The sequence below is a fragment of the Comamonas sp. BIGb0124 genome (assembly GCF_003752175.1).
Lineage (GTDB): Bacteria > Pseudomonadota > Gammaproteobacteria > Burkholderiales > Burkholderiaceae_C > Comamonas_F.
The window spans coordinates 294,786-319,481 of the sequence record NZ_RJVF01000012.1 but is presented as its reverse complement, the minus strand read 5'-3'; the positions used below and the strand labels follow the sequence as shown (position 1 = coordinate 319,481).

The window sequence follows — 24,696 nt, the reverse complement described above, 5'->3', positions numbered from 1 at the left end:
CCCTGCAGCGGCCGCCGCACGCCGGCGCTGCCGCGTTCAGCGGCAATGCTGCGGGGTGGCGAGCTGGCCCAGGCGTTCCGCATCGACGATGCGCACATGGCGGTGCTTGACCTCGATCAGGCCGTCTTCCACGAACTTCGAGAAGGTGCGGCTGACGGTCTCGAGCTTCAGGCCCAGGTAGCTGCCGATTTCCTCGCGTGTCATGCGCAGGATGACTTCGGTGCTCGAGAAACCCCGCGCATGCAGCCGCTGGGTCAGGTTGAGCATGAACGCAGCCAGCCGCTCTTCGGCCCGCATGCTGCCCAGCAGCAGCATCACGCCGTGCTCGCGCACGATCTCGCGGCTCAGCACCTTGTGCACGTGGCGCTGCAGGGCCGGCACTTCCATCGACAGGGCCTCGATGTGCTCGAAGGGCATGATGCAGACCTCGGCATCCTCGAGCGCGACCGCATTGCAGGTGTGGTGGTCGCCCACGATGCCGTCCAGCCCCATGATTTCGCCCGCCATCTGGAACCCGGTGACCTGTTCGTGGCCGTTCTCGGTCGACACCGTGGTCTTGAACGTGCCCGTGCGGATGGCGAAGAGCGACTGGAAGGGAGCCCCCAGGCCGAACAGCACGTCGCCCTTGGCCAGGCGTCTGCGACCCGCCACCAGCGTGTCGAGCTTGATCATTTCGTCACGGTCCATGCCCACGGGCATGCACAGCTCGCGCAGGTTGCAGTTCGAGCAGGCGACTTTGAAGGCTTCCGGTTTCATGGCAGTGTCGGTTCTTTGTTGAGTTTTCCGCCTGCGGGGGCACGACGTTCTGCGTTCATTGTAGGAGCGGTCCGTATGCCGTACCCGGCGACGTCGCCTGGGGGGGGCGGCACGCGGGGCAGGCCGACGCCGACCTGTGGCGTCCGGGATGCACGGAACTGGCCCGCGGGCCGCGGTCGTCCGGCTTGTTGACGCACATCAACGCAGCCGTTGCTCAGCGCCTGCACAGTAGGGCCGTGCGGCAGGTGCGCCATGCACCGGGCGTCTGCCCGCGATGCAGGCGCCTCGGGACACTGCGGCCCGCCATCCAGGAAAACCTCATGATGATGCTCAACCAGACTTCTCCCCGCTGCCCCGCCGCAGAGCCCGTTCGCGCCGCCCTGCTGCCGGCGGCGGTCATCGCCCGTCACGACACCAGCGGCCCCCGCTACACCTCCTACCCCACGGCCGACCGGTTTGTCGAAGCCTTTGGCTGGGCCGACTACACGCAGGCCCTGCGCGAACGCCGGCACGACGGCGCGGCCGCCGGTGCCGTCCTCGCCCGGCCCCTGTCGCTCTATGTGCACATCCCCTTTTGCGATTCGTTGTGCTACTACTGCGCCTGCAACAAGATCATCACCCGCCACCACGAGCGGGGCGACGAATACCTGGCGCTTCTGGCGCGTGAGATGGCGCTCGTCGCCGCCGAGATGGGGGCCGGGCAGACCGTCGGCCAACTGCACCTCGGCGGCGGCAGCCCCACGTTCCTCGACGACGACCAGTTGTCGACCTTGATGGCGACGGTGCGGCGCCATTTCAGCCTCGCGCCGGGCGCCGAGTGCGCCATCGAGGTCGATCCGCGCACCGTCGATGCCGGTCGCCTGGGCCATCTGCGTGCCCTCGGCTTCAACCGTCTGAGCCTGGGCGTTCAGGACTTCGACCCCGACGTGCAGCAGGCCGTGCACCGGCTCCAGTCCACCGAGCAGATCTTCGATCTGGTCGCCCATTCGCGCGAACTCGGCTTCGAGTCGCTCAATGTCGACCTGATCTACGGCCTGCCGCGCCAGACTGCGGCAAGCTTCGAACGAACCCTGGCCAGCCTGGGCCGGTTGGCGCCCGATCGCATCGCGCTGTACGCCTATGCCCACTTGCCCGAACGGTTCAAGCCGCAGCGCCGCATCGCGGCCGCCGAACTGCCCGACGCCCATGCCAAGCTGGCCATGCTGGCCCGTGCCCAGGCGGTGTTGGCCGAACAGGGTTATGTCGATATCGGCATGGACCACTTTGCCCTGCCGGCCGACAGCCTGGCCGTGGCCAAGCGTCAGGGGCGCCTGCACCGCAACTTCCAGGGCTACAGCACCCAGCCCGATTCCGACCTGATCGGTCTGGGGGTGTCGGCCATCGGCAAGGTGGGCGCGACCTACAGCCAGAATGCCAAGACGCTGGAAGCCTACGCCGACCTGCTCGGCCAGGGACGCCTGCCCGTGGTGCGCGGGCTGGCCCTGACGCGCGACGACCTGTTGCGGCGCGCCGTCATCATGGCCGTGATGTGTCAGGGCCGCGTGGATTTCGAAGCCATCGACAGCGCGTATCTGGTGGACTCGCGGCGTCTGCTGGCCGCCGAACTGGACGCCTTGGCCCCCTTCGTCGAGGAGGGCTCGCTGGTCCTCGGTGCCCAGGGGCTGGAAGTGACGCCGCAGGGCTGGGCGGTGGTGCGCGCGGTGGCCATGGTGTTCGACCGCTATCTCCAGGCCGATCGCAGCCGCGCACGGTTCTCCCGGATTCTCTAGCGGGAACACGTCACGGACCGGCCGGGGGAGCGGGGTCGCCGAAGCGGGGCCGGCGAGGCTCCCGCAAGACGAAAAGCCGAGGGCTTGCCGGTGCGCCGGGGCTCGATTTATAATGGCGGGCTTTCCGATCCTCTACCCGGCCGCTTTTGGGAGCGCCAGGCTTTTCAGCCTGCAATCACCGAGAGCCTTTTGTGCAGCGCGGGCATGATCGTTTTAGGAAAACCATGAGCAACCTGATCCAGATTCTCGAGCAAGAAGAAATTGCTCGCCTGAACAAGGAAATCCCCGCTTTTGCCCCTGGCGACACGGTCATCGTGAGCGTCAACGTGGTTGAAGGCACCCGCAAGCGCCTGCAGGCTTACGAAGGCGTGGTCATCGCGATCCGCAACCGTGGCCTGAACAGCAACTTCATCGTGCGCAAGATCTCGAGCGGCGAAGGCGTGGAACGTACGTTCCAAACCTACAGCCCCCTGATCGCCAAGATCGAAGTCAAGCGCCGTGGTGACGTCCGTCGTGCCAAGCTGTACTACCTGCGCGAGCGCAGCGGCAAGTCGGCTCGCATCAAGGAAAAGCTGCCCAACCGCGCCAAGGCTGCAGCAGCCACCGCCGCGTAAATCACGTGGACAGAGCAGTTCGCCTTCGGGATGGACTGCCGGTGACTGGAAAAAACCGTCGATCTTCGGGTCGGCGGTTTTTTTTTGCCCGATCGCCGTGGAGCGGGCAGGGCTCCCTGGCACCGCCTCCGGCGGCTTCTGCCCGCGCCGGTCTCTGAAGAATGGCAACAATTGGTGTACGCTGCAAAGCGCTGACATGACCACTCCCAACCACCCGGCTTCCGTTCTCTCTTTTGCAAACGGTGCCGCCAGCCGACCGGCTGCGGCGCCCGCGCTGTCGTCCTTCGATCCCCGCACCGTACCGGTCGTCGCGGCCGACGAGGGGCTGGGTGCCGTGATGCCCGGTCGTCTCACGCCCGAGGCCCTGCGCCATCGTTTTCGCCATCCGCCCGTCTGGCAACCCGACCGCCTGCGCGAGCCGCCCCTGCTGGCGCGCGGGCCCATCGCCGCCGCCGTGCTGATTCCGCTGATGCGGCGCGATCCGCTCACCGTGCTGCTGACCGAGCGTTCGGCCCAGCTCACCCACCATTCGGGCCAGATCGCCTTTCCGGGCGGGCGCGTCGACCCGGAAGATGCCGATGCCATTGCCGCCGCGCTGCGTGAAGCCCACGAGGAGGTGGGTCTGGCCCGTGCCCGAGTCGAGATCCTGGGGACCCTGCCTGCCTACGTGACAGGCACGTCCTATGTCGTCACGCCGGTCGTCGGTCTCGTCGATAGCGATGCGGTGCTGCAAGCCAATCCGGACGAGGTGGCCGATGTCTTCGAAGTACCGCTGGCCTACCTGATGGACCCTGCCCGCCACCGCCATCACCGCCTCGAGCCGGCCGTCCAGACGGACCTTTCCCAGGCCGCGCCGGGGCGGCGCGAATGGCTGTCCATGCCGTATCACGATCCGGCAACCGGTACCGAGCGCTTCATCTGGGGGGCGACCGCCGGCATGCTGCGCAATCTCTACCGCTTCCTGGCCGCCTGAACCGGCTGCATGGCGGCGCGATGGCGCTATCATCCGGACATGAGTTTCATCGCCATCCTGTTTGCCTTGTTGCTCGAGCAGGCACGCCCGCTCGCGCGCGGCAATCTGGTCCACGCCGGCTTGCGCCACTGGGCGTGGTGGTCCTGCCGCAACTTCGATGCCGGCCGCCCGGCCCATGCCTGGGCCGCCTGGCTCATTGCCGTGGGCGTGCCCTCGCTGGTCGCGCTGGGCGGGCATTGGCTGCTGTGGCATACGCTGGGTGCTTGGGCCGCGGTGTTCTGGCATATCGCCGTGCTCTACGTCACGCTGGGTTTCCGCCAGTTCAGCCACTATTTCACGGCCATCCGCGACGCCCTCGAGTCCGGCGACGAAGACACGGCGCGTGAACTCCTGGCCAAATGGCGCCAGGTCGATGCCCACGAACTGCCGCGCAGCGAAGTCGTGCGGCATGTCATCGAATTCTCGGTGCTGGCCGCGCATCGGCATGTCTTCGGCGTGCTGGCCTGGTACACCGTGCTCTCCGTCCTGGGGTTGGGACCGGCGGGCGCCGTGTTCTACCGCATGGCCGAACTCGTGCCGCGCTACTGGCCCTACAAGGGCCGGCGCCTGAGTCACCCCGTCAGCGTGGTGCTCATGGATGTCGCCCGCCGCATGTGGTTCGTGGTCGACTACGTGCCCGCCCGCATCACTGCGCTGTTCTTTGCCATCGTCGGCAGCTTCGAGGACGCCATCGACAGCTGGCGCAGCCATGCACGCCGTTTCCCCGATCCCAACGACGGCGTCATCCTGGCCGCCACGGCCGGGGCCTTGGGGGTCCGGCTGGGCGGTGCGTCTCTGCAACGCCTGGTGATCCCGGCCGATGCCGTGCATGACAGCACGGCGATCGACGGCGACAATCTGGCCGAGGACACCGAGCTCTACCAGCCCGACACCACCGACACGGCCGGCCGCACGCCGCAGATCGCCCATCTGCGCAGCGTCGTGGGCCTGGTGTGGCGAACCGTGGTGCTCTGGATGCTGCTGCTGGCGCTCCTCACCCTGGCCCGCCTGCTGGGCTGAGGCACGACGACGATTCCCTCTGGCAGCCGCCGGGCGCGTGCCGGCGCCGGCCGCCAGATTTTCTGTGATGAAACCCGAGGTCCCTGTGTCCACCAAGACGTCCTACTGGAGCCCTATCGTGGGCGAGCTCGATCCCTATGTGCCGGGCGAGCAGCCCAAGATCGACCGGCTGGTCAAGCTCAACACCAACGAGAACCCCTATCCGCCATCGCCCAAGGCCATCGCCGCCATTCAGGCCGCAGCCGCAGGCCGGCTGGAGCTGTATCCCGATCCGGATGCTTCTTTGGTGCGCGATGCCGTCGCCAAGTACCACGGCATCGGTGCCGAGCAGATTTTTGTCGGCAACGGCTCGGACGAGGTGCTGGCGCATGCGTTCTTTGCGTTCTTCCAGCATGCCGGCCGCAGCCTGGTCATGCCCGACATCACCTACAGCTTCTACACGGTCTACTGCGGTCTCTACGGCATTCCCTACAGCGTGGTGCCGCTGCGCGACGACATGCAGGTCGACATCGGCGCTCTGACCGATCCCGCACGGGTCGCCCAGGCCGCCGGCATCATCGTGGCCAATCCGAATGCCCCGACCGGCATCGAGTTGCCGCTGGCCGACATCGAGCGTCTGCTCCAGGCCTACCCCGAACAGGTCGTGCTGGTCGACGAGGCCTATGTCGATTTCGGTGGCACCTCGGCCATCGGCCTGGTGTCGCGTTACCCCAATCTGCTGGTCGTGCACACGCTCTCCAAGTCCCGGTCGCTGGCCGGCCTGCGCGTGGGCTTCGCCGTCGGCCAGCCTCACCTGATCGAGGGGCTGGAGCGCGTCAAGAACAGCTTCAACTCCTACCCGGTCGATCGCCTGGCCAGTGCCGGTGCGGCCGCTGCCTACGAGGACGTGGATTACTTCGAGCAGAGCCGGCAGGCCGTGATGCGGACCCGCGACGAACTCACCGTGTCGCTGCAGGCTCTGGGCTTCGAAGTCCTGCCGTCCAAGACCAACTTCGTGTTTGCGCGCCATCCCGGGCACGATGCCGCCGGGTTGCTGGCCGGGCTGCGCGCCGAGGGCGTGCTGGTGCGGCATTTCAAGAAACCGCGCATCAGCCAGTACCTGCGCATCAGCATCGGAACGCCCGAGCAGTGCACTCGCCTGGTCGATGTCTTGCGTGGCATCCTGGGCTGAGCGCCGAGGGCTCTGCTTTCAAGGTTAGAATCTTCGGTTCTGACCAATTGCAGACGGGCGGCCCCAGGCGCGCCCGTTTTACTTGAACACCGCGCGGGTGGCGAAATTGGTAGACGCACCAGGTTTAGGTCCTGACGCCAGCAATGGTGTGGGGGTTCGAGTCCCCCCCCGCGCACCACGGATCATCTCCGCCGGTATCTCGACGATGCCGCCGGGTCCCGTGCAAGGCTGTTCTCCCTCAAGGAGAACGGCCTTTTTTTATGCGCGCTGGCATGGGGCGCCATCGGCCCTGGACGGCCTCGGCAGGCGAGGGCGCATCGATAGCCCGGTTGTGCGTGTTGTTATTAAATGAGATTCATGCGCAATTGAGGTATGATCGCCTCATTGCAAGGGACCTGCGGGTTCCTGCACCGTTTCATCGTGGGGCGACCCGAAGCTTCAACAGCTTCCAAGGTCGTTTTTGCTAGCCATCGGTACGCCGGCCAGCCAAGCCTTTTTTCCACGTCTTCGCGCCGTCTGCGGCCATCCCGTTGATCGGGACGGTCCCGGTCCGTGCCTGTTTCATCCCCGATCCACACACTTTTCAAGTCTCGCCCGACCGGCGCAGAGGCCTGCATCGGCATGCGTGTTTTCCCAGGGAGGCGACGGGCAGTTGTGCTGATTTGCGGCCCGCATCCTGGCTCGGGCTACAATTGCCGGTTGATTTTCAGATGAGTGGTTTGCCAACAGGTCCATGCCCGGACCCGCCGGGGCCCCGGGCCTCGCCATTCAGTTTTATCCGTCCATCCCCAACAGGCCGCGCCGGTCCTGCCGACTGCTCGACAGTCTGCCGGCCGCGCGCCCCAGACCACCACAGGAAAGATCCTCATGGCTGTGAACGTAGAAACCCTCGAAAAACTCGAGCGCAAGATCACCCTGACGTTACCCGTCAGCACCATCCAGTCCGAAGTCGATGCCCGCCTGCGCAAGCTGGCTCGCCAAGTCAAGATCGACGGTTTCCGCCCCGGCAAGGTGCCGATGAACATCGTGGCCCAGCGCTACGGTTACTCGGTCCAGTACGAAGTGGTCAACGACAAGGTCGGTGAAGCCTTCTCGCAGGCTGCCAACGAAGCCAAGCTGCGTGTGGCCGGCCAGCCCACCATCAGCGAAAAAGACGGTGCGGCCGAAGGCGAGATCGCTTTCGACGCGGTCTTCGAGGTCTACCCCGAAGTCGTGATCAAGGACCTGTCCGAAGCCGAAGTCGAGAAGATCTCGGCCGAAGTCACCGACGAAGCCATCGAGCGCACCATCGAGATCCTGCGCAAGCAGCGTCGCACCTTCGCGCAGCGCGCCCAGGTCGATGCCGCGCAGGACGGCGACCGCGTCACCGTCGACTTCGAAGGCAAGATCGACGGCGAACCCTTCCAGGGCGGCAAGGCCGAAGACTTCCAGTTCCTGGTCGGCGAAGGCCAGATGCTCAAGGAATTCGAAGACGCCGTGCGTGGCATGAAGTCGGGCGAAAGCAAGACCTTCCCGCTGGCCTTCCCCGAGGACTACCACGGCAAGGACGTGGCCGGCAAGCAAGCCGACTTCCTGGTCACGGTCAAGAAGATCGAAGCCGCCAACCTGCCCGAAGTCAACGAAGCCTTCGCCAAGTCGCTGGGCATTGCCGACGGCACCGTCGAAGCCCTGCAGGCCGACATCCGCAAGAACCTCGAGCGCGAAATCAAGTTCCGCGTGCTGGCCCGCAACAAGAACGCGGTGATGGATGCGCTCATCAACAACGCCGAGCTCGACCTGCCCAAGGCCAGCGTGCAAGCCGAAGTCGGCCGCATGGTGGAAGGCGCCCGCGCCGACCTCAAGCAGCGTGGCATCAAGGACGCCGACAAGGCGCCGATCCCCGACGACGTGTTCCGTCCCCAAGCCGAGCGCCGCGTGCGTCTGGGCCTGGTGGTCGCCGAGCTGGTGCGCGCCAACGAACTGCACGCCAAGCCCGAGCAGATCAAGTCGCACATCGAAGAGCTGGCTGCCAGCTACGAAAAGCCCGAAGACGTGGTGCGCTGGTACTACGGCGACCGCAACCGCCTGGCCGAAGTCGAAGCCGTCGTGATCGAAAACAACGTCACCGATTTTGTCCTGGGCAAAGCCAAGGTCACTGAAAAATCCCTGGCGTTCGACGAACTGATGGGCCAGCAGGCCTAAGGCCGGACGGCGGCGGTCCTGCCGCCCGTCACCCGACATGGGGCCTGTGGCCGGGACTTGTGCTCCCGGACACAGGCCCCATGTTCATCTGTGCGCCCGGCTCTATGCCTTAAAGTCGGGGGCACCTAGTGGAGAACCTATGAGCGCACTTGATACCCAAGCCCTCGGCATGGTGCCGATGGTGATCGAACAGTCCGGCCGCGGCGAGCGGGCCTACGACATCTATTCGCGCCTGCTCAAGGAGCGTGTCGTCTTTCTGGTCGGCCCGGTCAATGACCAGAGCGCCAACCTGGTCGTGGCCCAGTTGCTGTTCCTGGAAAGCGAGAACCCCGAAAAGGACATCTCGTTCTACATCAACTCGCCTGGCGGCTCGGTCAGCGCCGGCATGTCGATCTACGACACGATGAATTTCATCAAGCCGGCCGTCTCGACCCTGTGCATGGGCATGGCGGCGAGCATGGGCGCGTTCCTGCTGGCGGCCGGCGAGAAGGGCAAGCGTTTCTCGCTGCCCAACTCGCGTGTGATGATCCATCAGCCCTTGGGCGGCGCCCAGGGCCAGGCCACCGACATCGAGATCCATGCCCGCGAGATCCTGCGCCTGCGCGGAGACCTCAACCGCATCCTGGCCGAACGCACCGGCCAGCCGCTCGAGAAGATCGAGCGCGACACCGAGCGCGATTACTTCATGTCCGCTGCCGAAGCACAGTCGTACGGCCTGGTCGATCAGGTCATCAACAAGCGTTCTTGAACTCCGCATGGCCGCCCGCGCCGGCCCGGCTCGACCGGGCGCCGCGGCAGGCCGTTTGGGCGACGGCGTTTTCCCCCACGGAAGGCGCCGTTTTCTTTTCGCTATCATAGACAGCAACACCAGATTTGTAGGCACCTCTCCATATGGCCGAGAAAAAAGGCTCCTCCAGCGAAAAAACCCTCTATTGCTCGTTCTGCGGCAAAAGTCAGCACGAAGTCAAGAAGCTGATCGCGGGCCCCTCCGTGTTCATTTGCGATGAGTGCATCGATCTGTGCAACGACATCATTCGCGATGAGTTGCCCGCATCGGGCCTGACCGAGCCCGGAAAGAGCGATCTCCCTTCGCCCGCCGAAGTCAAGGCCGGTCTGGATCACTACGTGATCGGACAGGACGTGGCCAAGCGAGCCCTGGCGGTGGCGGTCTACAACCACTACAAGCGTCTGCGGTACAAGGAAAAGGCCAACAAGGACGATGTCGAGCTCAGCAAGACCAACATTCTGCTGATCGGACCGACCGGCTCGGGCAAGACACTGCTCGCGCAGACCCTGGCTCGCATGCTCAACGTGCCCTTTGTCATGGCCGACGCCACCACGCTGACCGAAGCGGGTTATGTGGGCGAGGATGTCGAGAACATCATCCAGAAGCTGCTGCAGAACTGCAACTACGAAGTCGAACGGGCCCAGCGCGGCATCGTCTACATCGACGAGATCGACAAGATCTCGCGCAAGTCAGACAACCCGTCGATCACGCGCGATGTCTCGGGCGAAGGCGTGCAGCAGGCCCTGCTCAAGCTGATCGAAGGCACGATGGCCAGCGTCCCCCCTCAGGGTGGCCGCAAGCATCCCAACCAGGATTTCCTGCAGGTCGACACCACCAACATCCTGTTCATCTGCGGCGGTGCCTTCGCCGGTCTCGAGAAGGTCATCGAAAGCCGTACCGAAGCCTCGGGCATCGGCTTCGGCGCTGCGGTGCGCAGCAAGAAGCAGCGTGCCCTGACCGAGGTCTTCAAGGAAGTCGAACCCGAGGATCTGATCAAGTTCGGTCTGATTCCCGAGCTCATCGGCCGCATGCCCGTGATCGCCACCCTGGCCGAGCTCAGCGAGGAGGCCCTGGTGCAGATCCTCACCGAGCCCAAGAACGCGCTGGTCAAGCAGTACGCGCAGCTGTTGAACATGGAGGGTGTGGATCTCGAGATCCGTCCCGCCGCGCTCAAGGCCATCGCCCGCAAGGCGCTGGTGCGCAAGACAGGCGCCCGCGGCCTGCGTTCCATCCTCGAAAACACGCTCATCGACACCATGTTCGAGCTGCCCAGCGCCAGCAATGTCGAGAAGGTGGTGATCGACGAGTCCACGATCGAAGAAAACCAACCGCCCCTTCTGGTCTACCGCGAGGCAGCCAAGAAGGCCTGAGCCGTCGGGGGGGAACCCCCTGCGTGCCCCTGTCGTTTACTGTACAAGCCACGAAGCCCGACGCGGCTCTGTGGCTTTTTTTGTAGCAAGCCTCCATTCCTTGAGCAGGCCGACGTCGCGATTTCTCCCTTCTGCCTGCAGGCGCCACGCCGCATGGCTATGATGGATTGAAGTCGCACCGACCGCCCGCATATGATCATCTGATATACGAGAGGCCCAAATATGTCCGGACAGTCCGCCCCTACGCCCGACACGCTCGAGCTGCCGTTGCTGCCCCTGCGCGATGTCGTGGTGTTCCCCCATATGGTGATCCCCCTGTTCGTGGGGCGTCCCAAGAGCATCAAGGCGCTCGAAACCGCCATGGCCGCCGAACGCCGCATCATGCTGGTGGCCCAGAAGACCGCAGCCAAGGATGAACCGTCGATTTCCGACATGTTCTCGATGGGCTGCGTCGCCACCATCCTGCAGATGCTCAAGCTGCCCGACGGCACCGTCAAGGTGCTGGTCGAAGGGCAGGAGCGTGCGCTGGTCGAGAAGATCGAAGAGAACGAGCACCACTTCACGGTGGTGGCCCGCCCCGTGCCGGCCGCCGAGTCCGAGCAGCCCGAGGCCAGCGAGATCGAAGCCCTGCGCCGCGCGGTGATGCAGCAGTTCGACCAGTACGTCAAGCTCAACAAGAAGATTCCGCCCGAGATCCTGTCCTCCATCGCCGGCATCGACGACGCAGGACGGCTGGCCGACACCATTGCCGCCCATCTGCCGCTCAAGCTCGACAGCAAGCAGACGGTGCTGGACCTGGCCGACATCAAGTTGCGCCTCGAGAATCTGTTCGAGCAGCTCGAGCGCGAGGTCGACATCCTCAACGTCGACAAGCGCATCCGCGGCCGCGTCAAGCGGCAGATGGAGAAGAACCAGCGCGACTTCTACCTCAACGAACAGGTCAAGGCCATCCAGAAGGAATTGGGCGAAGGCGAAGAGGGCGCCGACATCGAGGAGATCGAGAAGAAGATCAAACTCGCCAAGATGCCCAAGGATGCGCTGAAGAAGGCCGAGGGCGAGCTCAAGAAGCTCAAGCTGATGTCGCCCATGTCGGCGGAAGCCTCGGTGGTGCGCAACTACATCGAAGTGCTCGCCGGCCTGCCGTGGGCCAAAAAGAACAAGGTCAAGCAGGATCTGCTGCACGCCGAGGAAGTGCTCAACGCCGACCATTACGGCCTCGACAAGGTCAAGGACCGTATCCTCGAGTACCTCGCGGTGCAGAGCCGTGTCGACAAGGTCAAGGCGCCCATCCTGTGCCTGGTCGGGCCGCCCGGCGTGGGCAAGACCTCGCTGGGTCAGTCCATCGCCAAGGCGACAGGCCGCAAGTATGTGCGCATGGCCCTGGGCGGCGTGCGTGACGAGGCCGAGATCCGCGGCCATCGCCGTACCTACATCGGCGCCATGCCGGGCAAGGTGATGCAGAACCTGAACAAGGTCGGCACCCGCAATCCGCTGTTCCTGCTCGACGAGATCGACAAGATGGGCTCGGATTTCCGTGGCGATCCGTCGAGCGCGCTGCTCGAGGTGCTCGATCCCGAGCAGAACCATACGTTTGCCGACCACTACGTCGAAGTCGACTTCGACCTGTCCGACGTGATGTTCGTGGCGACCTCGAACTCGATGAACATTCCGCCGGCGCTGCTCGACCGGATGGAAGTCATCCGCCTCTCCGGCTATACCGAAGACGAGAAGATCAACATCGCGCTCAAGTACCTGCTGCCCAAGCAGATCGAGAACAACGGCGTCAAGGCCGGCGAGCTCGAGGTCACCGAAAGCGCGGTGCGCGACATCGTGCGTTACTACACCCGCGAAGCCGGTGTTCGTTCGCTCGAACGCGAGCTGTCCAAGATCTGCCGCAAGGTCATCAAGGGCCTGCAGCTCAAGCAGTACACACCCAAGGTGGTGGTGACCAGCGAGAACCTCAACGACTTTCTGGGCGTGCGCAAGTTCAGTTATGGCCGTGCCGAGCAGCAGAACCAGATCGGGCAGGTCGTGGGACTGGCCTGGACCGAAGTGGGCGGCGATCTGCTGACCATCGAGGCCGCCACCATGCCGGGCAAGGGCCAGATCCAGCGCACGGGTTCCCTGGGCGATGTGATGAAGGAGTCGGTCGAGGCCGCGCGCACGGTGGTGCGCAGCCGGGCCCGCCTGCTGGGCATCCGCGACGACGCCTTCGAGAAGCGCGACATCCACATCCACGTGCCGGACGGTGCCACGCCCAAGGATGGCCCCAGTGCGGGTGCGGCCATGACCACGGCGCTGGTCTCTGCCCTGACCGGTATCCCGGTGCGCGCCGATGTCGCCATGACCGGCGAGATCACGCTGCGTGGCGAGGTGACGGCGATCGGTGGCCTCAAGGAGAAGCTGCTGGCTGCGCTGCGCGGCGGCGTCAAGACCGTGCTGATCCCCGAAGAAAACGTGAAGGATCTGCAGGACATCCCGGTCAACGTGAAGGATGAGCTCGAGATCGTTCCGGTGAAGTGGATCGACAAGGTTCTGGAGATCGCGCTCGAACGCGTGCCGCAGGCCTTGCTGGACAACGACGTGGTGCCGCCCGTGGAGCCGGCCACCACCGACAAGCCCGAAAAGGCGCCTTCAGTGAAGCATTGATGAAAAAAGTGCGCTGACTTGCCAAGGCCCAAATTTTTGGGCTACAATGCAAGTCTTGCAACGCGGGAATAGCTCAGTTGGTAGAGCGCAACCTTGCCAAGGTTGAGGTCGAGAGTTCGAGACTCTTTTCCCGCTCCAAATCCTAAAAGGAAGCATGCACTGGCTTCCTTTTTCATCAGGACGGTTGCGAGGCTGGTCACAGCCTCAAGACAGTGCTGGTAGAGGTGAGGCACGGCGCGGTAGCAAAGCGGTTATGCCCCGGATTGCAAATCCGGTTAGTCCGGTTCGACTCCGGACCGCGCCTCCAAAAAGTTAGTGCGGGAATAGCTCAGTTGGTAGAGCGCAACCTTGCCAAGGTTGAGGTCGAGAGTTCGAGACTCTTTTCCCGCTCCAATACAAGTCCCAGATATCGAAAGATGTCTGGGACTTTTTGGTTTCTGGCGCCGGATACCAGGGTTTGCCTGCAGCCTGGATGCCGACAGAACATCGGCCAGGAATATCGGCCAAAAGAAAAGGGACCCCGAGGGTCCCTTTTTTGTCTGTGCCGCGAAGCACTGCCGAGCGAGGTCGATCAGGGCAAAGCACATGCAGGTCCGCGTGCCGATCGATAGCCTGGATCCGGTCAGCGTGCTGCCGTTGCGACTGCCTGGTTTTCAGGGGCCATCAGGAAGTCGACCAGCGCGTCGAGCTCGTTCGATTTGTCGAACACCGCATCGGCCCCGAGCTCCTTGCAGCGGCGACGCATGTCGTTGGTGGCGTAGTTGCTCAGCACGATGAGTTTCTGGCTGCCGGGGCGTTCGCGGAACGCTTCGATGACACCCAGGCCGCTGCCCTGCTTGAGAAACAGGTCGACGATCGCGATGTGCCAGCGTTCGGGGTGGCGTTTGAGCCACTTGCAGGCATCTTCTTCGCTGTCGGCCGTTCCCACGATTTCCAGCGACGTGAGCTCTTCGAGTGCGCTGATCAGGTTATCCCGGATCGTCGCGTTGTCTTCAACAATAAAGGCGGGCACTTTCACAATAGAGGACTCGGTCGCTGGCAGTTTAGAGGAATGGATAGAGCATAGTCGCATCGGGTGCCCTCAACTGACGGGTAAGTGCAAGATGCATCGTGGGATGTCTCCTACGTCTCCCCGTAGCCGGGCTGCCGTCGACGTTCAAGCCTCCGGTTCGGTCCTGAGGAAACGCTCGCGGTAGAACGCCAGTTCCTCGATCGATTCGTGGACATCGGCCAGCGCGGTATGGGCCTGCCGTTTCTTGAACTGGCTGTAGATATCGGGTCTCCAGCGCTTGGCCAGCTCCTTGAGCGTACTCACATCGAGATTTCGATAGTGGAAGAACGCTTCCAGCTTGGGCATGTAGCGCACCAGGAAACGGCGATCCTGGCCGATGGTGTTGCCGCACATGGGGGCGGTGCCCTTGGGCACGTACTTCGAGAGGAACGCGATGATTTCGGCTTCGGCCTGGGCTTCGTTCACGGTCGAGGCCTTGACCTTGTCGATCAGTCCACTGCGCCCGTGGGTGCCCTTGTTCCAGGCATCCATGGCGTCGAGCAGGGCATCGTCCTGGTGGATCACGAACACCGGTCCTTCGATGCGCGGTTCGAGCTGCGGACCCGTGACGACGACCGCAATTTCGATGATGCGTTCTTTCTCGGGGTCGAGGCCGGACATTTCGCAGTCCAGCCACACCAGGTTCTGGTCGGATTTCTTGAGTTCGGCCGCGGCGGCGGCCTGGATGGGGTAATCAGGTGTTTCTGGCATGGGGCGCATTGTCGCTGAAAGCGCGGCGGGTGCGGAGGCGACTTCATGTCCCTGCGGACATCTGGCAACACCCGGCCCGCCTAGAATGGGGGATGTCTGAAACGTCGATATTTACAGGAATCGTGGCTGCCGCCATCGTGCTGCAGGTGCTGGTCAAAACGTGGCTGGCGCAGCGCCAGGTTCGCCACGTGGGCGCTCACCGCGGAGAAGTGCCCGAAGCCTTCCGGGGTGCCGTGAGCCTGCAGGCCCACCAGCGGGCGGCCGATTACACCCGCGCCAAGTCGCGGCTGGGCAGCTTGGAACTGCTGTACGGCACGCTGATGCTGCTGGCATGGACGCTGGGCGGAGGCCTGCATCTGGTCAACGAGATGCTGCTGGCGGTGATGGGCCCCGGCATGCTGCAGCAACTGGCTTTGCTGGGGGTGTTTGCCGGCCTCTCGGCACTGCTCGACCTGCCGTTCTCGCTTTACCAGACCTTCGTGATCGAGCAGCGCTTCGGTTTCAACCGCATGACCGTGTCGCTGTGGCTGGGCGATGCGCTCAAGGGACTCTTTTTGAGCGTGCTCATCGGTCTGCCCCTGGCGGCCCTCATGCTGTGGCTGATGGGCGCGGCCGGGCAGGCCTGGTGGCTGTGGGCGTGGGCCGTGTGGACGGGTTTCAGCCTGCTGCTGCTGGTGATCTATCCCATGTTCATCGCGCCACTGTTCAACAAGTTCAAGCCGCTGGACGACGAAGTGCTCAAGAGCCGGGTCACCGCACTCATGCAGCGCTGCGGGTTCTCGGCGCAGGGCTTCTACGTGATGGACGGCAGCCGGCGCAGTGCGCATGCCAACGCCTATTTCACGGGTTTCGGAGCGGCCAAGCGCGTGGTCTTCTACGACACGCTGCTGTCCAAGCTCAACGCGGCCGAGGTCGACGCCGTTCTGGCCCATGAACTGGGGCACTTCCGGCACAAACACATCGTCAAGCGCATGGTCACGATGTTCCTCATGAGCCTGGGCGGCTTCGCGCTGCTGGGCTGGCTGGCCGCGCAGACCTGGTTCTACACCGGCCTGGGCGTCCAGCCCACGCTGGGCGGTCCCAACGACGCGCTGGCGCTGCTGCTCTTCATGCTCGTGGTGCCGGTGTTCACGTTCTTCCTGTCGCCCGTGATGGCCGCATCGTCGCGCAAGCACGAGTTCGAGGCCGATCGTTATGCCATGGACCAGACCGATGGGCGTGACCTCACCAGCGCGCTGCTCAAGCTTTACGAGGACAATGCCTCGACACTGACACCCGACCCGCTGTTTGCGCGGTTCTACTATTCGCATCCGCCGGCGAGCGAGCGGCTGGCCCACCTGGCGGGTTGACCGCGGGCCGGCACGACGGCCCCGGCTGCAGGCGGCCATGTCGATGGCCGCAGAGGATTGAAAGGAATAGCCATGAGCAAGACTGCTTCCGCACTGAAGATCAAGGATCGCAGCGGTGCGCCGCTGCGCAAGGCGACGGCCACCGAGGTGGTGTCCCAACTGGCCCAGGTGCAGGGCTGGCAACTGCGCGGCGACGGTGCCGATGTGAATATCCACAAGTCGTTTGCGTTTGCCGACTACTATGAGACCATCGCCTTCGTGAATGCGGTGGCGCTGGTGGCGCATCGCATGGACCACCACCCCGATCTGGGCGTGCATTTCAACCGTTGCGACGTGCAGCTGTCCACGCATGACGTGGGAGGGCTGTCGCAAGCCGATTTCGAGGTCGCGGCGCTGATCGATGCGCTGCTGGCCTGACCCCTACTTTTTCCGATCTCCTGAATGACACAACAATCCGGCCTGGTTGTCGCCGCTTATGGACGCCACTGCCTGGTCGAGACTTCGACCGGCGAGCGCGTGATCTGCCATCCCCGCGGCAAGAAGAACCAGGTGGTGGTGGGCGACCGCGTGGCCTGGCTGCCCAGCACGGACGAAGGCACGGTCGAGAAGGTGCAGACACGGCGCAACCTGTTCTACCGGCAGGACGAGATCCGGACCAAGGCGTTTGCGGCCAATCTCGACCAGGTTCTGATCCTGATCGCAGCCGAACCGGAGTTTTCGGAAGGGCAGCTCACGCGTGCGCTGATCGCCTGCGAGGCCGCGCACATCGAGCCGCTGATCGCGCTGAACAAAAGCGATCTGGTCGAACCCTTTGCCAGGGCCTGGCAGCGCCTGCTGCCCTATCGCCACATGGGTTACGGCGTGCTGCCGCTGTCGTTGCGCGAGGCTGCCGATATCGACCGCGAGCATCTGCTGGACAAACATCTGCGGGGCCGTACCACGCTGGTGCTGGGGCCTTCGGGTTCGGGGAAAAGCACCCTGGTCAACTTGCTGGTGCCCAGTGCACAGGCGCAGACGGGGGAGATCTCGCAGGCGCTCAATTCGGGACGCCACACCACCACCAGCACCACCTGGTACTGGGTGGATGGCACCGAGCGCCGCACGGCCCTGATCGATTCACCGGGTTTCCAGGAGTTTGGCCTGCGCCATATCGATCCGGCCCAACTGGCGGCCTACATGCCGGATCTGCGGCCGCATGTGGAGCGCTGCCGCTTCTACAACTGCTCGCACATCCACGAGCCGGGCTGCGGCGTCATCGCCGCGGTGTCGGCCGAAGCCGGGCCGAGCGAGATTTCGGAAAACCGCTACCGGCTCTACACCCAGCTCTTCGAAGAGCTGTCGCAGACCCGCTATTGACGCGAAGCGGGCCGGGTCGGCGAGACGAAGGTCAGGCCGCCGTCAGCAATTGCTGGAGTTCGCCGCTTTCGTACATCTCCATCATGATGTCCGAGCCGCCGACGAACTCGCCCTTGACGTAGAGCTGCGGGATGGTCGGCCACTGGCTGTAGTCCTTGATGCCCTGGCGGATGGCGTCGTCCTCGAGCACGTTGACCGTGACGAGCTGGGTGCGGACATCCACGCCCAGAGCCTTCAGGATCTGGATGGCGCGTCCCGAAAAGCCGCACATGGGAAAGCTTGCGCTACCTTTCATGAACAGCACGATCTCGTTGGTTTTGACGAGGTCGTCGATGCGTTGCTGGGTATCGCTCATGGTCAATTCGCTCCTGTTGGTGTTGCTGTGCCCGGTTCATTCGTGGGCTGTCGAAAAATGGAGGGTCGGCGCTGCGGGACCGGGTCCCGGCAGCCTGACGAGATTATCTCGCGCCTGGGAATAACCCGCCGGAGCAGCGTTCGATGGACGCCAGGTCCCTGCGGCTTTCGATATCGGCATAACCCGCATCGGCCAGCAGGGCGCGCACCGCGGCTGCCTGGTCGTAGCCGTGCTCGAGCAGCAGCCAGCCGCCGGGCCGAAGCACGGCGCGGGCCTGTTCGACGATCTGCCGGATGTCGTCCAGGCCGTCGGTGCCGGCGGTCAGGGCCTGGCGGGGTTCGAAGGCCAGCGCGGGAAGGTGGCTGTCGTCCTCGGCGATATAGGGCGGGTTGGAGACGACGAGGTCATAGCCGCGCCCGGTGTGGCCGGCCAGCCAATGGCCTTGCCAGAAGGTCACCGGCAGGCCGAGCCGCCCGGCATTGGCCCGGGCCACCGCCAGGGCGTCCGCACTGGCATCGAGTGCGTGTACCTCGGCGTCGGGGCGCTGCTGGCGCAGGGCCAGGGCAATGGCGCCGCTGCCGGTGCCCAGGTCGATGAGGCGCGGTGCCGTGAACGGCCGGACCGCGTCGAGGGCCCACTCCACCAGGATCTCGGTGTCGGGCCGGGGAATCAGTACCCGGCCGTCGACCTGCAGATCGAGGCCGTAGAAGTCCTTGCGGCCCACCAGATAGGCCAGCGGCTCGCCCTGTGCCCGGCGCAGGCAGAGCCCGGCATAGGCCGCGCGGGCCGCTGCGGGCAAGATGTCTCGATCGTGGCTGATGAGCCAGGCGCGGTCGTGCATGCGCCCCAGCACCCACAGCAGCAGCAGTTGAGCGTCGAGCCGATCCAGTCCGGCCATCGCGGCCTCGCGCAGGGCCTGGGCCACCGTAGGGCCGCCCGCATCGTCCGGGGCGTGGAGGGGGGGGGATGCGTGCGTGTTCAAGCCCGCTGCTCCAGGTCGGCCAGTTGTTCGGCCTCGCGGGCCTGCTTGAGCGCCTCCAGCACTTCGTCGAGATCGCCTTCCATGATGAACGACAGCTTGTAGAGCGTGAGGTTGATGCGGTGGTCGGTGAGCCGGCCTTGCGGGAAGTTGTAGGTGCGGATCCGGTCGCTGCGGTCGCCGCTGCCGATGAGGCCCCGCCGCTGCTCGGCATCCTTGGCCGCCTGCTCGCTGCGTTCCTTCTCCTGGATGCGCGCCTGCAGCACCTGCAGCGCCTTGGCCTTGTTGCGGTGCTGGCTGCGGTCGTCCTGGCACTCGGCCACGATGCCCGTCGGGATGTGGGTGATGCGGACGGCCGAATCCGTCTTGTTGATGTGCTGGCCGCCTGCCCCGCTGGCCCGGTAGGTATCGATCCGCAGGTCGGCCGGATTGATCTGCACCGCCTGGGCCTCGTCGGGCTCGGGCAGCACGGCCACGGTGCAGGCGCTGGTGTGGATGCGCCCTTGCGTTTCGGTTGCGGGTACGCGTTGCACCCGGTGTCCGCCCGATTCGAAACGCAGCCGGCCGTAGACCTGCTCGCCGACCACACGGATCACGATTTCTTTGTAGCCGCCGATTTCACTGGGGCTTTCGCTCACGATTTCGGTTTTCCAGCCCTGGCGGTCGATGTAGCGTGTGTACATGCGCAGCAGGTCGCCGGCAAACAGTGCCGATTCGTCGCCGCCCGTGCCTGCACGGATTTCCAGGAAGGCATGGCGGCTGTCGTCCGGGTCCTTGGGCAGCAGCAGACGCTGCAGTTCCTGGTCGAGCGCGACGAGTTCGCTCTCGGCCTGGGCGATTTCCTCGCGGGCCATGTCCGCCATCTCGGCATCGCCCAGCAGTTCGTGCGCGGCGGCGAGGTCGGTTTCGCGCTGCTGGTAGCGGGCCCAGCGGTTGGCCAGCGGGGTGACCTCGGCATGTTCGCGCGACAGCAGCCGGTATTGCGCCATGTCTCCCATGATGTCTTCGCGGGAGAGCAGGAAGTCCAGTTCGCCCAGCCGATCGGCATAACGGGCGAGTTGCTGGCGGATGAAGTCTTTCATGGCGTTCTCGGGATCGACTGGACGGCGCAGCATACACGCGCCAGGCTGGCTGATGGGGGAAAGCGTCGAGGCATGGCGCCGGCAAGAAATCGCCGGCTACCCCCGGGCCGCAGGTCGGGAACGCCAGTGAAGGAGCCGGCGCAGAGGCCGCCTGCAAGGCTGCGCGGCGTCGAGGCGGCGCTAACGTTCCTTGCGCAGGAACAGCTTGCTGACGGTCTGTGCGGTGCGTTCGCGCTGGAGCGCATCGCCGGTGTGCAGCTCGGCCATGGTGCCGTGCAGCATCTTCTGGGTGATGCCGCGCGACAGGGCCTCGAGCACCTCGTCGACGGAGTCTCCGCGCGCCAGCATCTTGCGGGCCCGGGCGAGTTCCTGGGCACGCCAGGCGTCGGCCTGGCTGTGCAGTTGCTGGATGAGCGGCACCGTGCCGCGCTGGTTCATCCAGCTCATGAAACCCTGGACACCGGTGTCGATGATGGCTTCGGCCTGGGCCACGGCAGCCTGGCGGTTGGCCTGCGCGGTCTGCACGGCAGTCGCCAGATCGTCGACGGTGTAGAGGTAGACATCCTCGAGCGCCTGGACTTCGGGTTCGATGTCGCGGGGCACGGCCAGGTCGACCATGAAGATGGGGTGGTGACGGCGCGCCTTGAGCGCACGCTCGACAGCGCCGAGCCCGATGATGGGCAGGCTGCTGGCGGTGCAACTGATGATGATGTCGAACTCGTGCAGCCGCGCGGGAAGATCGGCCAGCTTGAGGGCTTCGGCGCCGAAGTGCGTGGCCAGCTTTTCGCCGCGCTCGAGCGTGCGGTTGGCAATGGCGATATGGGCCGGCTTCTTGGCCGCGAAATGGGTCGCGGCCAGTTCGATCATCTCGCCGGCGCCGATGAACAGCACCTTGGTGCGGGCCAGATCTTCGAACAACTGCGAGGCTAGGCGCACGGCCGCAGCGGCCATGCTGATGCTGTGGCTGCCGATCTCGGTCGAGGTCCGGACCTCTTTGGCGACCGCGAACGAACGCTGGAACAGCTGATGCAGGGTGGTGCCCAGGGCGCCGGCTTCTTCGGCCGCCCGCACGGCGCTCTTCATCTGGCCGAGGATCTGCGGTTCGCCCAGAACCATGGAGTCGAGACCGGAGGCCACGCGGAAGGCATGCCGAGCCGCGCCGTCGCCATGCAGGCTGTACGAGTGACTGCGCAGGAGGGACGGGCTGACCCCGCCCGTGCGGGCCATCCAGTCCAGCGTCATGTCGACATCGGGGGTGGCGCTGGAGAGGTAGATTTCCGTGCGGTTGCAGGTCGACAGCAACGTGGCTTCCGGCGCCTGGCTGGCAGAGGCCGACCGGTGCGACATGGCGTCGCGCAGGCTGAGCAAAGTCGGCTGCAGCTGATCGAGGGCAAATGCAAAACGGCCCCGCAAATCAAGCGGCGCCGTTGTATGGTTGATGCCCAATGCCCAGACTGTCATAGCTGATGATTATAAAATTTCCGCCGCAGGCACGCGACCCTGCGGAAATCTTGTCCATTTGGGTCGGATAAGTTTTTCAGTAATTATTGAAATTGAAAAAATAATTCGAAATCAACGGCTTGCGGCCGTTTTTTCCGGCCTTTCGGGCTGTCAAGTGTTGTTTGGGTAATGAACTGGTTTGAATTTATCAATCACATCGTCAACCTCGTGCTGCCGGCATGCGGGGTCGCCCTGCTGCTGGGGCTGGCTGCAGGGTTGGTGGGCCGCAAGGGGTCGCGTCCCGCCGCTTCTGTGTGGGCATGCCGGGTCGCGATCAATGCGGCCGTGGGCAGCGGGGTGCTGCTGGCCGGTCTGCTGATCATGGGGGGGGACGGCCACATGGCGACCTATGCGGCGCTGGTGATCGTGATGGGCGGCATGCAGGCCTGGCAGATGCGTGGGCGCTGAAGACACCCTCCAGGCCTTTTCCTGCGGTTCCGGCTCGCCGCGCCGTACCCGCGCCCCTGGTCCCGAAAGGCGTGCGAAACCTCTCAGATCGCCAGGGGATCGACGTCGACCAGCCAGCGGATCAGTCCCTTCGGCCGTGTCGTGTGCAGCACCGGTTGCCAGGCGGCCAGGAAACGCTGCAGGGCCATGCGCGTCGGGCTCTCGAGCAGCATCTGTGCCCGCTCCACGTTGGCCACGCGCTGGATCGTCATGGGGACGGCCGGATACAGCGTGACCTCCGTGGCCCCGGGCAGGCCCTGTGCGGCGGCCGCTGCATCGTTGAGAAAGGCCTGCGCCACCTCCTGGCTGCGGGCGTCGGCCCGGATCAGCGCCTGGAAAGCCACCGGGGGAAGCCCGGCCCGTTGCCTTTCGCGCAGTTCTTCGGTGGCGAACGACGCGAAGTCATGCCGTTTGAGGGCTTCGAACAGCGGATGGGCCGGGTAGGTGGTCTGAATCCAGAGTTCGGCGCGGCTGCCTTGGGCCCGTGTGTAGCTGGCATCCCGTCCGGCCCGCCCGCCGGCCTGCATGAGCAGGGCGAACAGCCGCTCCGGTGCCCGGAAGTCGCTGGAGAAGAGCGCGCCGTCGGGATTGATCGCCGCCACCAGCGTGACCCGCCGGAAATCGTGGCCCTTGGTCACCATCTGCGTGCCCACGAGCACATCGACGTCGCCCGCATGGACCTGGGCCAGTTGGCTCTCCAGCGTGCCTTTGTGTTTGGTCGTGTCGGCATCGATGCGCACGATGCGGGCCGGCTGGCCGTCGGCGCGGGTGGCCCCCGCCAGCAGTTCGGCCAGGTGTTCCTCGATGCGTTCGGTGCCTCGGCCCAGCGGCTGGATGTCCAGATTGCCGCACGCCGGGCAGGCATGCGGCACCCGTTCGGTGAAACCGCAATGGTGGCAGCGCAGCGTACGGTCGATCTTGTGAAACACCCGGAACGCACTGCAGTGCGGGCATTCGCTTTTCCAGCCGCAGTCCGCGCAGTGCAGGACGGGGGCGTACCCTCGCCGGTTCAGGAAGATGAGGCTCTGCTCGCCGTTGGCCAGCCGCTCTCGCAAGGCGGCCACCAGCGGCGGCGCAATGATGGCCCGCCGGGGCTGGTGGTTCATGTCGACACGGCGCACCGTCGGCAGGTCGCCCGCGCCGATCCGGCTGGGCATGTCGAGACGTCGGTAGCGCCCGCGTTCGCAGGCAGACCAGCTTTCGAGCGAGGGCGTGGCCGAACCCAGCAAGACACGGCAGGGCTGCAGGGCGCCGTCGGCATCCGGGTGGCGGCTTTCCTGGTGAGCCCGGTAGACCGCCATGTCGCGCGCCGAATAGCGTGCCCCCTCCTGCTGCTTGTAGCTGGGGTCGTGCTCTTCGTCGACGATGATCAGCCGCAGCCCCGGCATCGATGCGAACACCGCCATGCGGGTGCCCAGCACGATGCGGGCCGTGCCGGCGTGCGCCGCCAGCCAGCTCTTGAGGCGCTGAGGGGGTGTCATGCCGCTGTGCATCGACACCACGGCCTGTTCGCCATAGACCGGTGCAAAACGTTCGACGAAACGCTGTTCCAGTTGCGGTGTCAGGTTGATTTCGGGGACCATCACCAGAGCCTGATGGGACGGGTCGCGCAACAGCAGCTCTTCGACCAGGCGCAGGTACACCTCCGTCTTGCCGCTGCCCGTGGCGCCCCACAGCAGCGCAGGCCGCTCGTCCTCGGCAAAGTGCTGCAAGGCGGCAGCCTGTTCGGCCGTGAGGGTGACGGCAGAGTCGTTTTGCGCAGCGACGTCGGTCCCGGCATCGGCATCCGTATCCGTATCCGCCTCGGCGGGGCGAGTGGCCGGAACCTCGTCCGCAGGCCGGTTTTTTTTGGGCTTCCTGGGCGGAGGTTTGGGTTTGAGTCGGCGAGCCAGTTGTTCGGCGTTGAGCTCACGCAACTGTGGCGGCAGAGCGGCCAGGGCGACCTCGCCCAGCGAGCGCTGGTAATACTGCGCGGCAAAGGCCACCATCTGGCGCCAGGTGTCCGACAGCGGCGAGAGATCGCCCACCACCGCAACGATGTCGCGCAGCGGGCCGTGCCCGCCTTCGGCCTGTTGCCCGGGATCTTGTACCGACCAGACGATGCCCAATGTCTCGCGCTGTCCCAACGGGACCCTGACCAGGGTGCCGGGCGCCAATGCGGCGGGGGCCTGGTAGCTCAATGCATCGCCCAGGCCGCTGTGCGCGGGAGTGGGGACGACGATCTGCAGGACGGCGGGCATGGTCAGGCTGGGAACTTTCAGGCGATTTGGTGAAAAAGCCCGGTAAGTGGTTGATTTAAAAACGTTTGAAAGTCATTCACGCAAACTGTGGATAACTTTGTGGAAAGGAGTTGCCGATACCGGTCTGCGGCCCTGGCTTCACCCGATTGTCATGCCGTGGACGTTTGTGGGGATAAATATAAAAATGCAGTTAAATCAATGGATTGCATGTGTTTTTGATCATTCTCCCCAATGCCTGACCGCTCAGGTCGCTCCGCATGAACGGCCGTCGATTTTGTGCATAAGTTCGATCGCCAG

General features: G+C 64.8%; 21 protein-coding genes and 4 tRNA genes. 17 read left to right on the top strand and 8 right to left on the bottom strand.

Annotated elements, in window-relative coordinates:
- Positions 1-36 precede the first annotated feature (36 nt).
- Positions 37-756, bottom strand: coding sequence for a fumarate/nitrate reduction transcriptional regulator Fnr (gene fnr / locus EC845_RS15935; protein WP_123299101.1), 720 nt, complete (start codon positions 754-756; stop codon positions 37-39).
- Between the two features lie 326 nt (positions 757-1,082).
- Here fnr and hemN point away from each other — a divergent pair, with 326 nt between their 5' ends.
- The 13 genes from hemN (at position 1,083) to EC845_RS15870 (ending at position 13,722) form a co-directional block, all read left to right on the top strand.
- Entirely contained in the window at positions 1,083-2,525 is a 1,443-nt protein-coding gene (gene hemN / locus EC845_RS15930) for an oxygen-independent coproporphyrinogen III oxidase (RefSeq protein ID WP_123299210.1), read from the top strand.
- A 224-nt stretch (positions 2,526-2,749) separates the two neighbouring features.
- Positions 2,750-3,139 carry a 50S ribosomal protein L19 gene (gene rplS / locus EC845_RS15925; protein ID WP_123299100.1) on the top strand — a complete coding sequence of 130 codons (390 nt, stop codon included), beginning with the start codon at positions 2,750-2,752 and terminating at the stop codon, positions 3,137-3,139.
- Positions 3,140-3,335: 196 nt separating this feature from the next.
- Positions 3,336-4,112: a CoA pyrophosphatase gene (locus EC845_RS15920; protein ID WP_123299099.1), complete on the top strand. Its 777-nt coding sequence runs from the start codon at positions 3,336-3,338 to the stop codon at positions 4,110-4,112.
- Positions 4,113-4,151: 39 nt separating this feature from the next.
- A complete protein-coding gene (locus EC845_RS15915) occupies positions 4,152-5,171 on the top strand; it encodes a CobD/CbiB family protein (RefSeq protein ID WP_123299209.1) in 1,020 nt (339 codons plus the stop codon).
- 85 nt (positions 5,172-5,256) lie between these two features.
- Entirely contained in the window at positions 5,257-6,342 is a 1,086-nt protein-coding gene (gene hisC, locus EC845_RS15910; protein WP_233598108.1) for a histidinol-phosphate transaminase, read from the top strand.
- 91 nt (positions 6,343-6,433) lie between these two features.
- Positions 6,434-6,520: transfer RNA gene (locus EC845_RS15905), tRNA-Leu, on the top strand.
- A 689-nt stretch (positions 6,521-7,209) separates the two neighbouring features.
- Entirely contained in the window at positions 7,210-8,523 is a 1,314-nt protein-coding gene (tig, locus tag EC845_RS15900) for a trigger factor (protein ID WP_123299097.1), read from the top strand.
- A gap of 139 nt (positions 8,524-8,662) precedes the next feature.
- On the top strand, positions 8,663-9,271 hold the full coding sequence (gene clpP / locus EC845_RS15895; RefSeq protein ID WP_123299096.1) for an ATP-dependent Clp endopeptidase proteolytic subunit ClpP: 609 nt from the start codon (positions 8,663-8,665) through the stop codon (positions 9,269-9,271).
- Between the two features lie 143 nt (positions 9,272-9,414).
- Positions 9,415-10,680 (top strand): ATP-dependent Clp protease ATP-binding subunit ClpX, encoded by a 1,266-nt coding sequence (gene clpX / locus EC845_RS15890; RefSeq protein WP_123299095.1) that lies wholly within the window; start codon positions 9,415-9,417, stop codon positions 10,678-10,680.
- A gap of 222 nt (positions 10,681-10,902) precedes the next feature.
- The gene (gene lon / locus EC845_RS15885; protein WP_123299094.1) at positions 10,903-13,329 is read left to right on the top strand and encodes an endopeptidase La; all 2,427 of its coding nucleotides are present in this window, start codon (positions 10,903-10,905) and stop codon (positions 13,327-13,329) included.
- A gap of 62 nt (positions 13,330-13,391) precedes the next feature.
- Positions 13,392-13,467 (top strand) — tRNA-Gly (locus EC845_RS15880).
- 95 nt (positions 13,468-13,562) lie between these two features.
- Positions 13,563-13,636: transfer RNA gene (locus EC845_RS15875), tRNA-Cys, on the top strand.
- A 10-nt stretch (positions 13,637-13,646) separates the two neighbouring features.
- Positions 13,647-13,722 (top strand) — tRNA-Gly (locus EC845_RS15870).
- 229 nt (positions 13,723-13,951) lie between these two features.
- On the opposite strand, the gene EC845_RS15865 is transcribed toward EC845_RS15870, so the two are convergent.
- Together EC845_RS15865 and orn are read right to left on the bottom strand one after the other, a co-directional pair.
- On the bottom strand, positions 13,952-14,347 hold the full coding sequence (locus tag EC845_RS15865; RefSeq protein WP_123299093.1) for a response regulator transcription factor: 396 nt from the start codon (positions 14,345-14,347) through the stop codon (positions 13,952-13,954).
- A 138-nt stretch (positions 14,348-14,485) separates the two neighbouring features.
- Entirely contained in the window at positions 14,486-15,091 is a 606-nt protein-coding gene (gene orn / locus EC845_RS15860; RefSeq protein WP_123299208.1) for an oligoribonuclease, read from the bottom strand.
- A 92-nt stretch (positions 15,092-15,183) separates the two neighbouring features.
- Here orn and EC845_RS15855 point away from each other — a divergent pair, with 92 nt between their 5' ends.
- The 3 genes from EC845_RS15855 (at position 15,184) to rsgA (ending at position 17,796) form a co-directional block, all read left to right on the top strand.
- Positions 15,184-16,440, top strand: coding sequence for a M48 family metallopeptidase (locus tag EC845_RS15855; RefSeq protein ID WP_123299092.1), 1,257 nt, complete (start codon positions 15,184-15,186; stop codon positions 16,438-16,440).
- Positions 16,441-16,512: 72 nt separating this feature from the next.
- The gene (locus EC845_RS15850) at positions 16,513-16,857 is read left to right on the top strand and encodes a 4a-hydroxytetrahydrobiopterin dehydratase (RefSeq protein ID WP_123299091.1); all 345 of its coding nucleotides are present in this window, start codon (positions 16,513-16,515) and stop codon (positions 16,855-16,857) included.
- A gap of 24 nt (positions 16,858-16,881) precedes the next feature.
- A complete protein-coding gene (gene rsgA / locus EC845_RS15845) occupies positions 16,882-17,796 on the top strand; it encodes a ribosome small subunit-dependent GTPase A (RefSeq protein ID WP_123299090.1) in 915 nt (304 codons plus the stop codon).
- Between the two features lie 31 nt (positions 17,797-17,827).
- On the opposite strand, the gene grxD is transcribed toward rsgA, so the two are convergent.
- The 4 genes from grxD to hemA form a co-directional block, all read right to left on the bottom strand.
- The gene (grxD, locus tag EC845_RS15840; RefSeq protein ID WP_123299089.1) at positions 17,828-18,151 is read right to left on the bottom strand and encodes a Grx4 family monothiol glutaredoxin; all 324 of its coding nucleotides are present in this window, start codon (positions 18,149-18,151) and stop codon (positions 17,828-17,830) included.
- A gap of 103 nt (positions 18,152-18,254) precedes the next feature.
- A complete protein-coding gene (prmC, locus tag EC845_RS15835) occupies positions 18,255-19,133 on the bottom strand; it encodes a peptide chain release factor N(5)-glutamine methyltransferase (protein WP_255416911.1) in 879 nt (292 codons plus the stop codon).
- The gene (prfA, locus tag EC845_RS15830; RefSeq protein WP_123299088.1) at positions 19,130-20,212 is read right to left on the bottom strand and encodes a peptide chain release factor 1; all 1,083 of its coding nucleotides are present in this window, start codon (positions 20,210-20,212) and stop codon (positions 19,130-19,132) included. Before prfA ends, prmC begins: the two co-directional genes overlap by 4 nt.
- A 180-nt stretch (positions 20,213-20,392) precedes the next feature.
- Complete coding sequence (hemA, locus tag EC845_RS15825) at positions 20,393-21,673, bottom strand: glutamyl-tRNA reductase (protein WP_123299087.1); 1,281 nt, start codon at positions 21,671-21,673, stop codon at positions 20,393-20,395.
- Between the two features lie 168 nt (positions 21,674-21,841).
- On the opposite strand from hemA, the gene EC845_RS15820 reads away from it, so the two are divergent.
- Positions 21,842-22,120, top strand: coding sequence for a hypothetical protein (locus tag EC845_RS15820; protein WP_123299086.1), 279 nt, complete (start codon positions 21,842-21,844; stop codon positions 22,118-22,120).
- Positions 22,121-22,203: 83 nt separating this feature from the next.
- Here EC845_RS15820 and priA read toward each other — a convergent pair whose 3' ends face one another.
- Complete coding sequence (gene priA / locus EC845_RS15815) at positions 22,204-24,399, bottom strand: primosomal protein N' (protein WP_123299085.1); 2,196 nt, start codon at positions 24,397-24,399, stop codon at positions 22,204-22,206.
- Positions 24,400-24,696 lie beyond the last annotated feature (297 nt).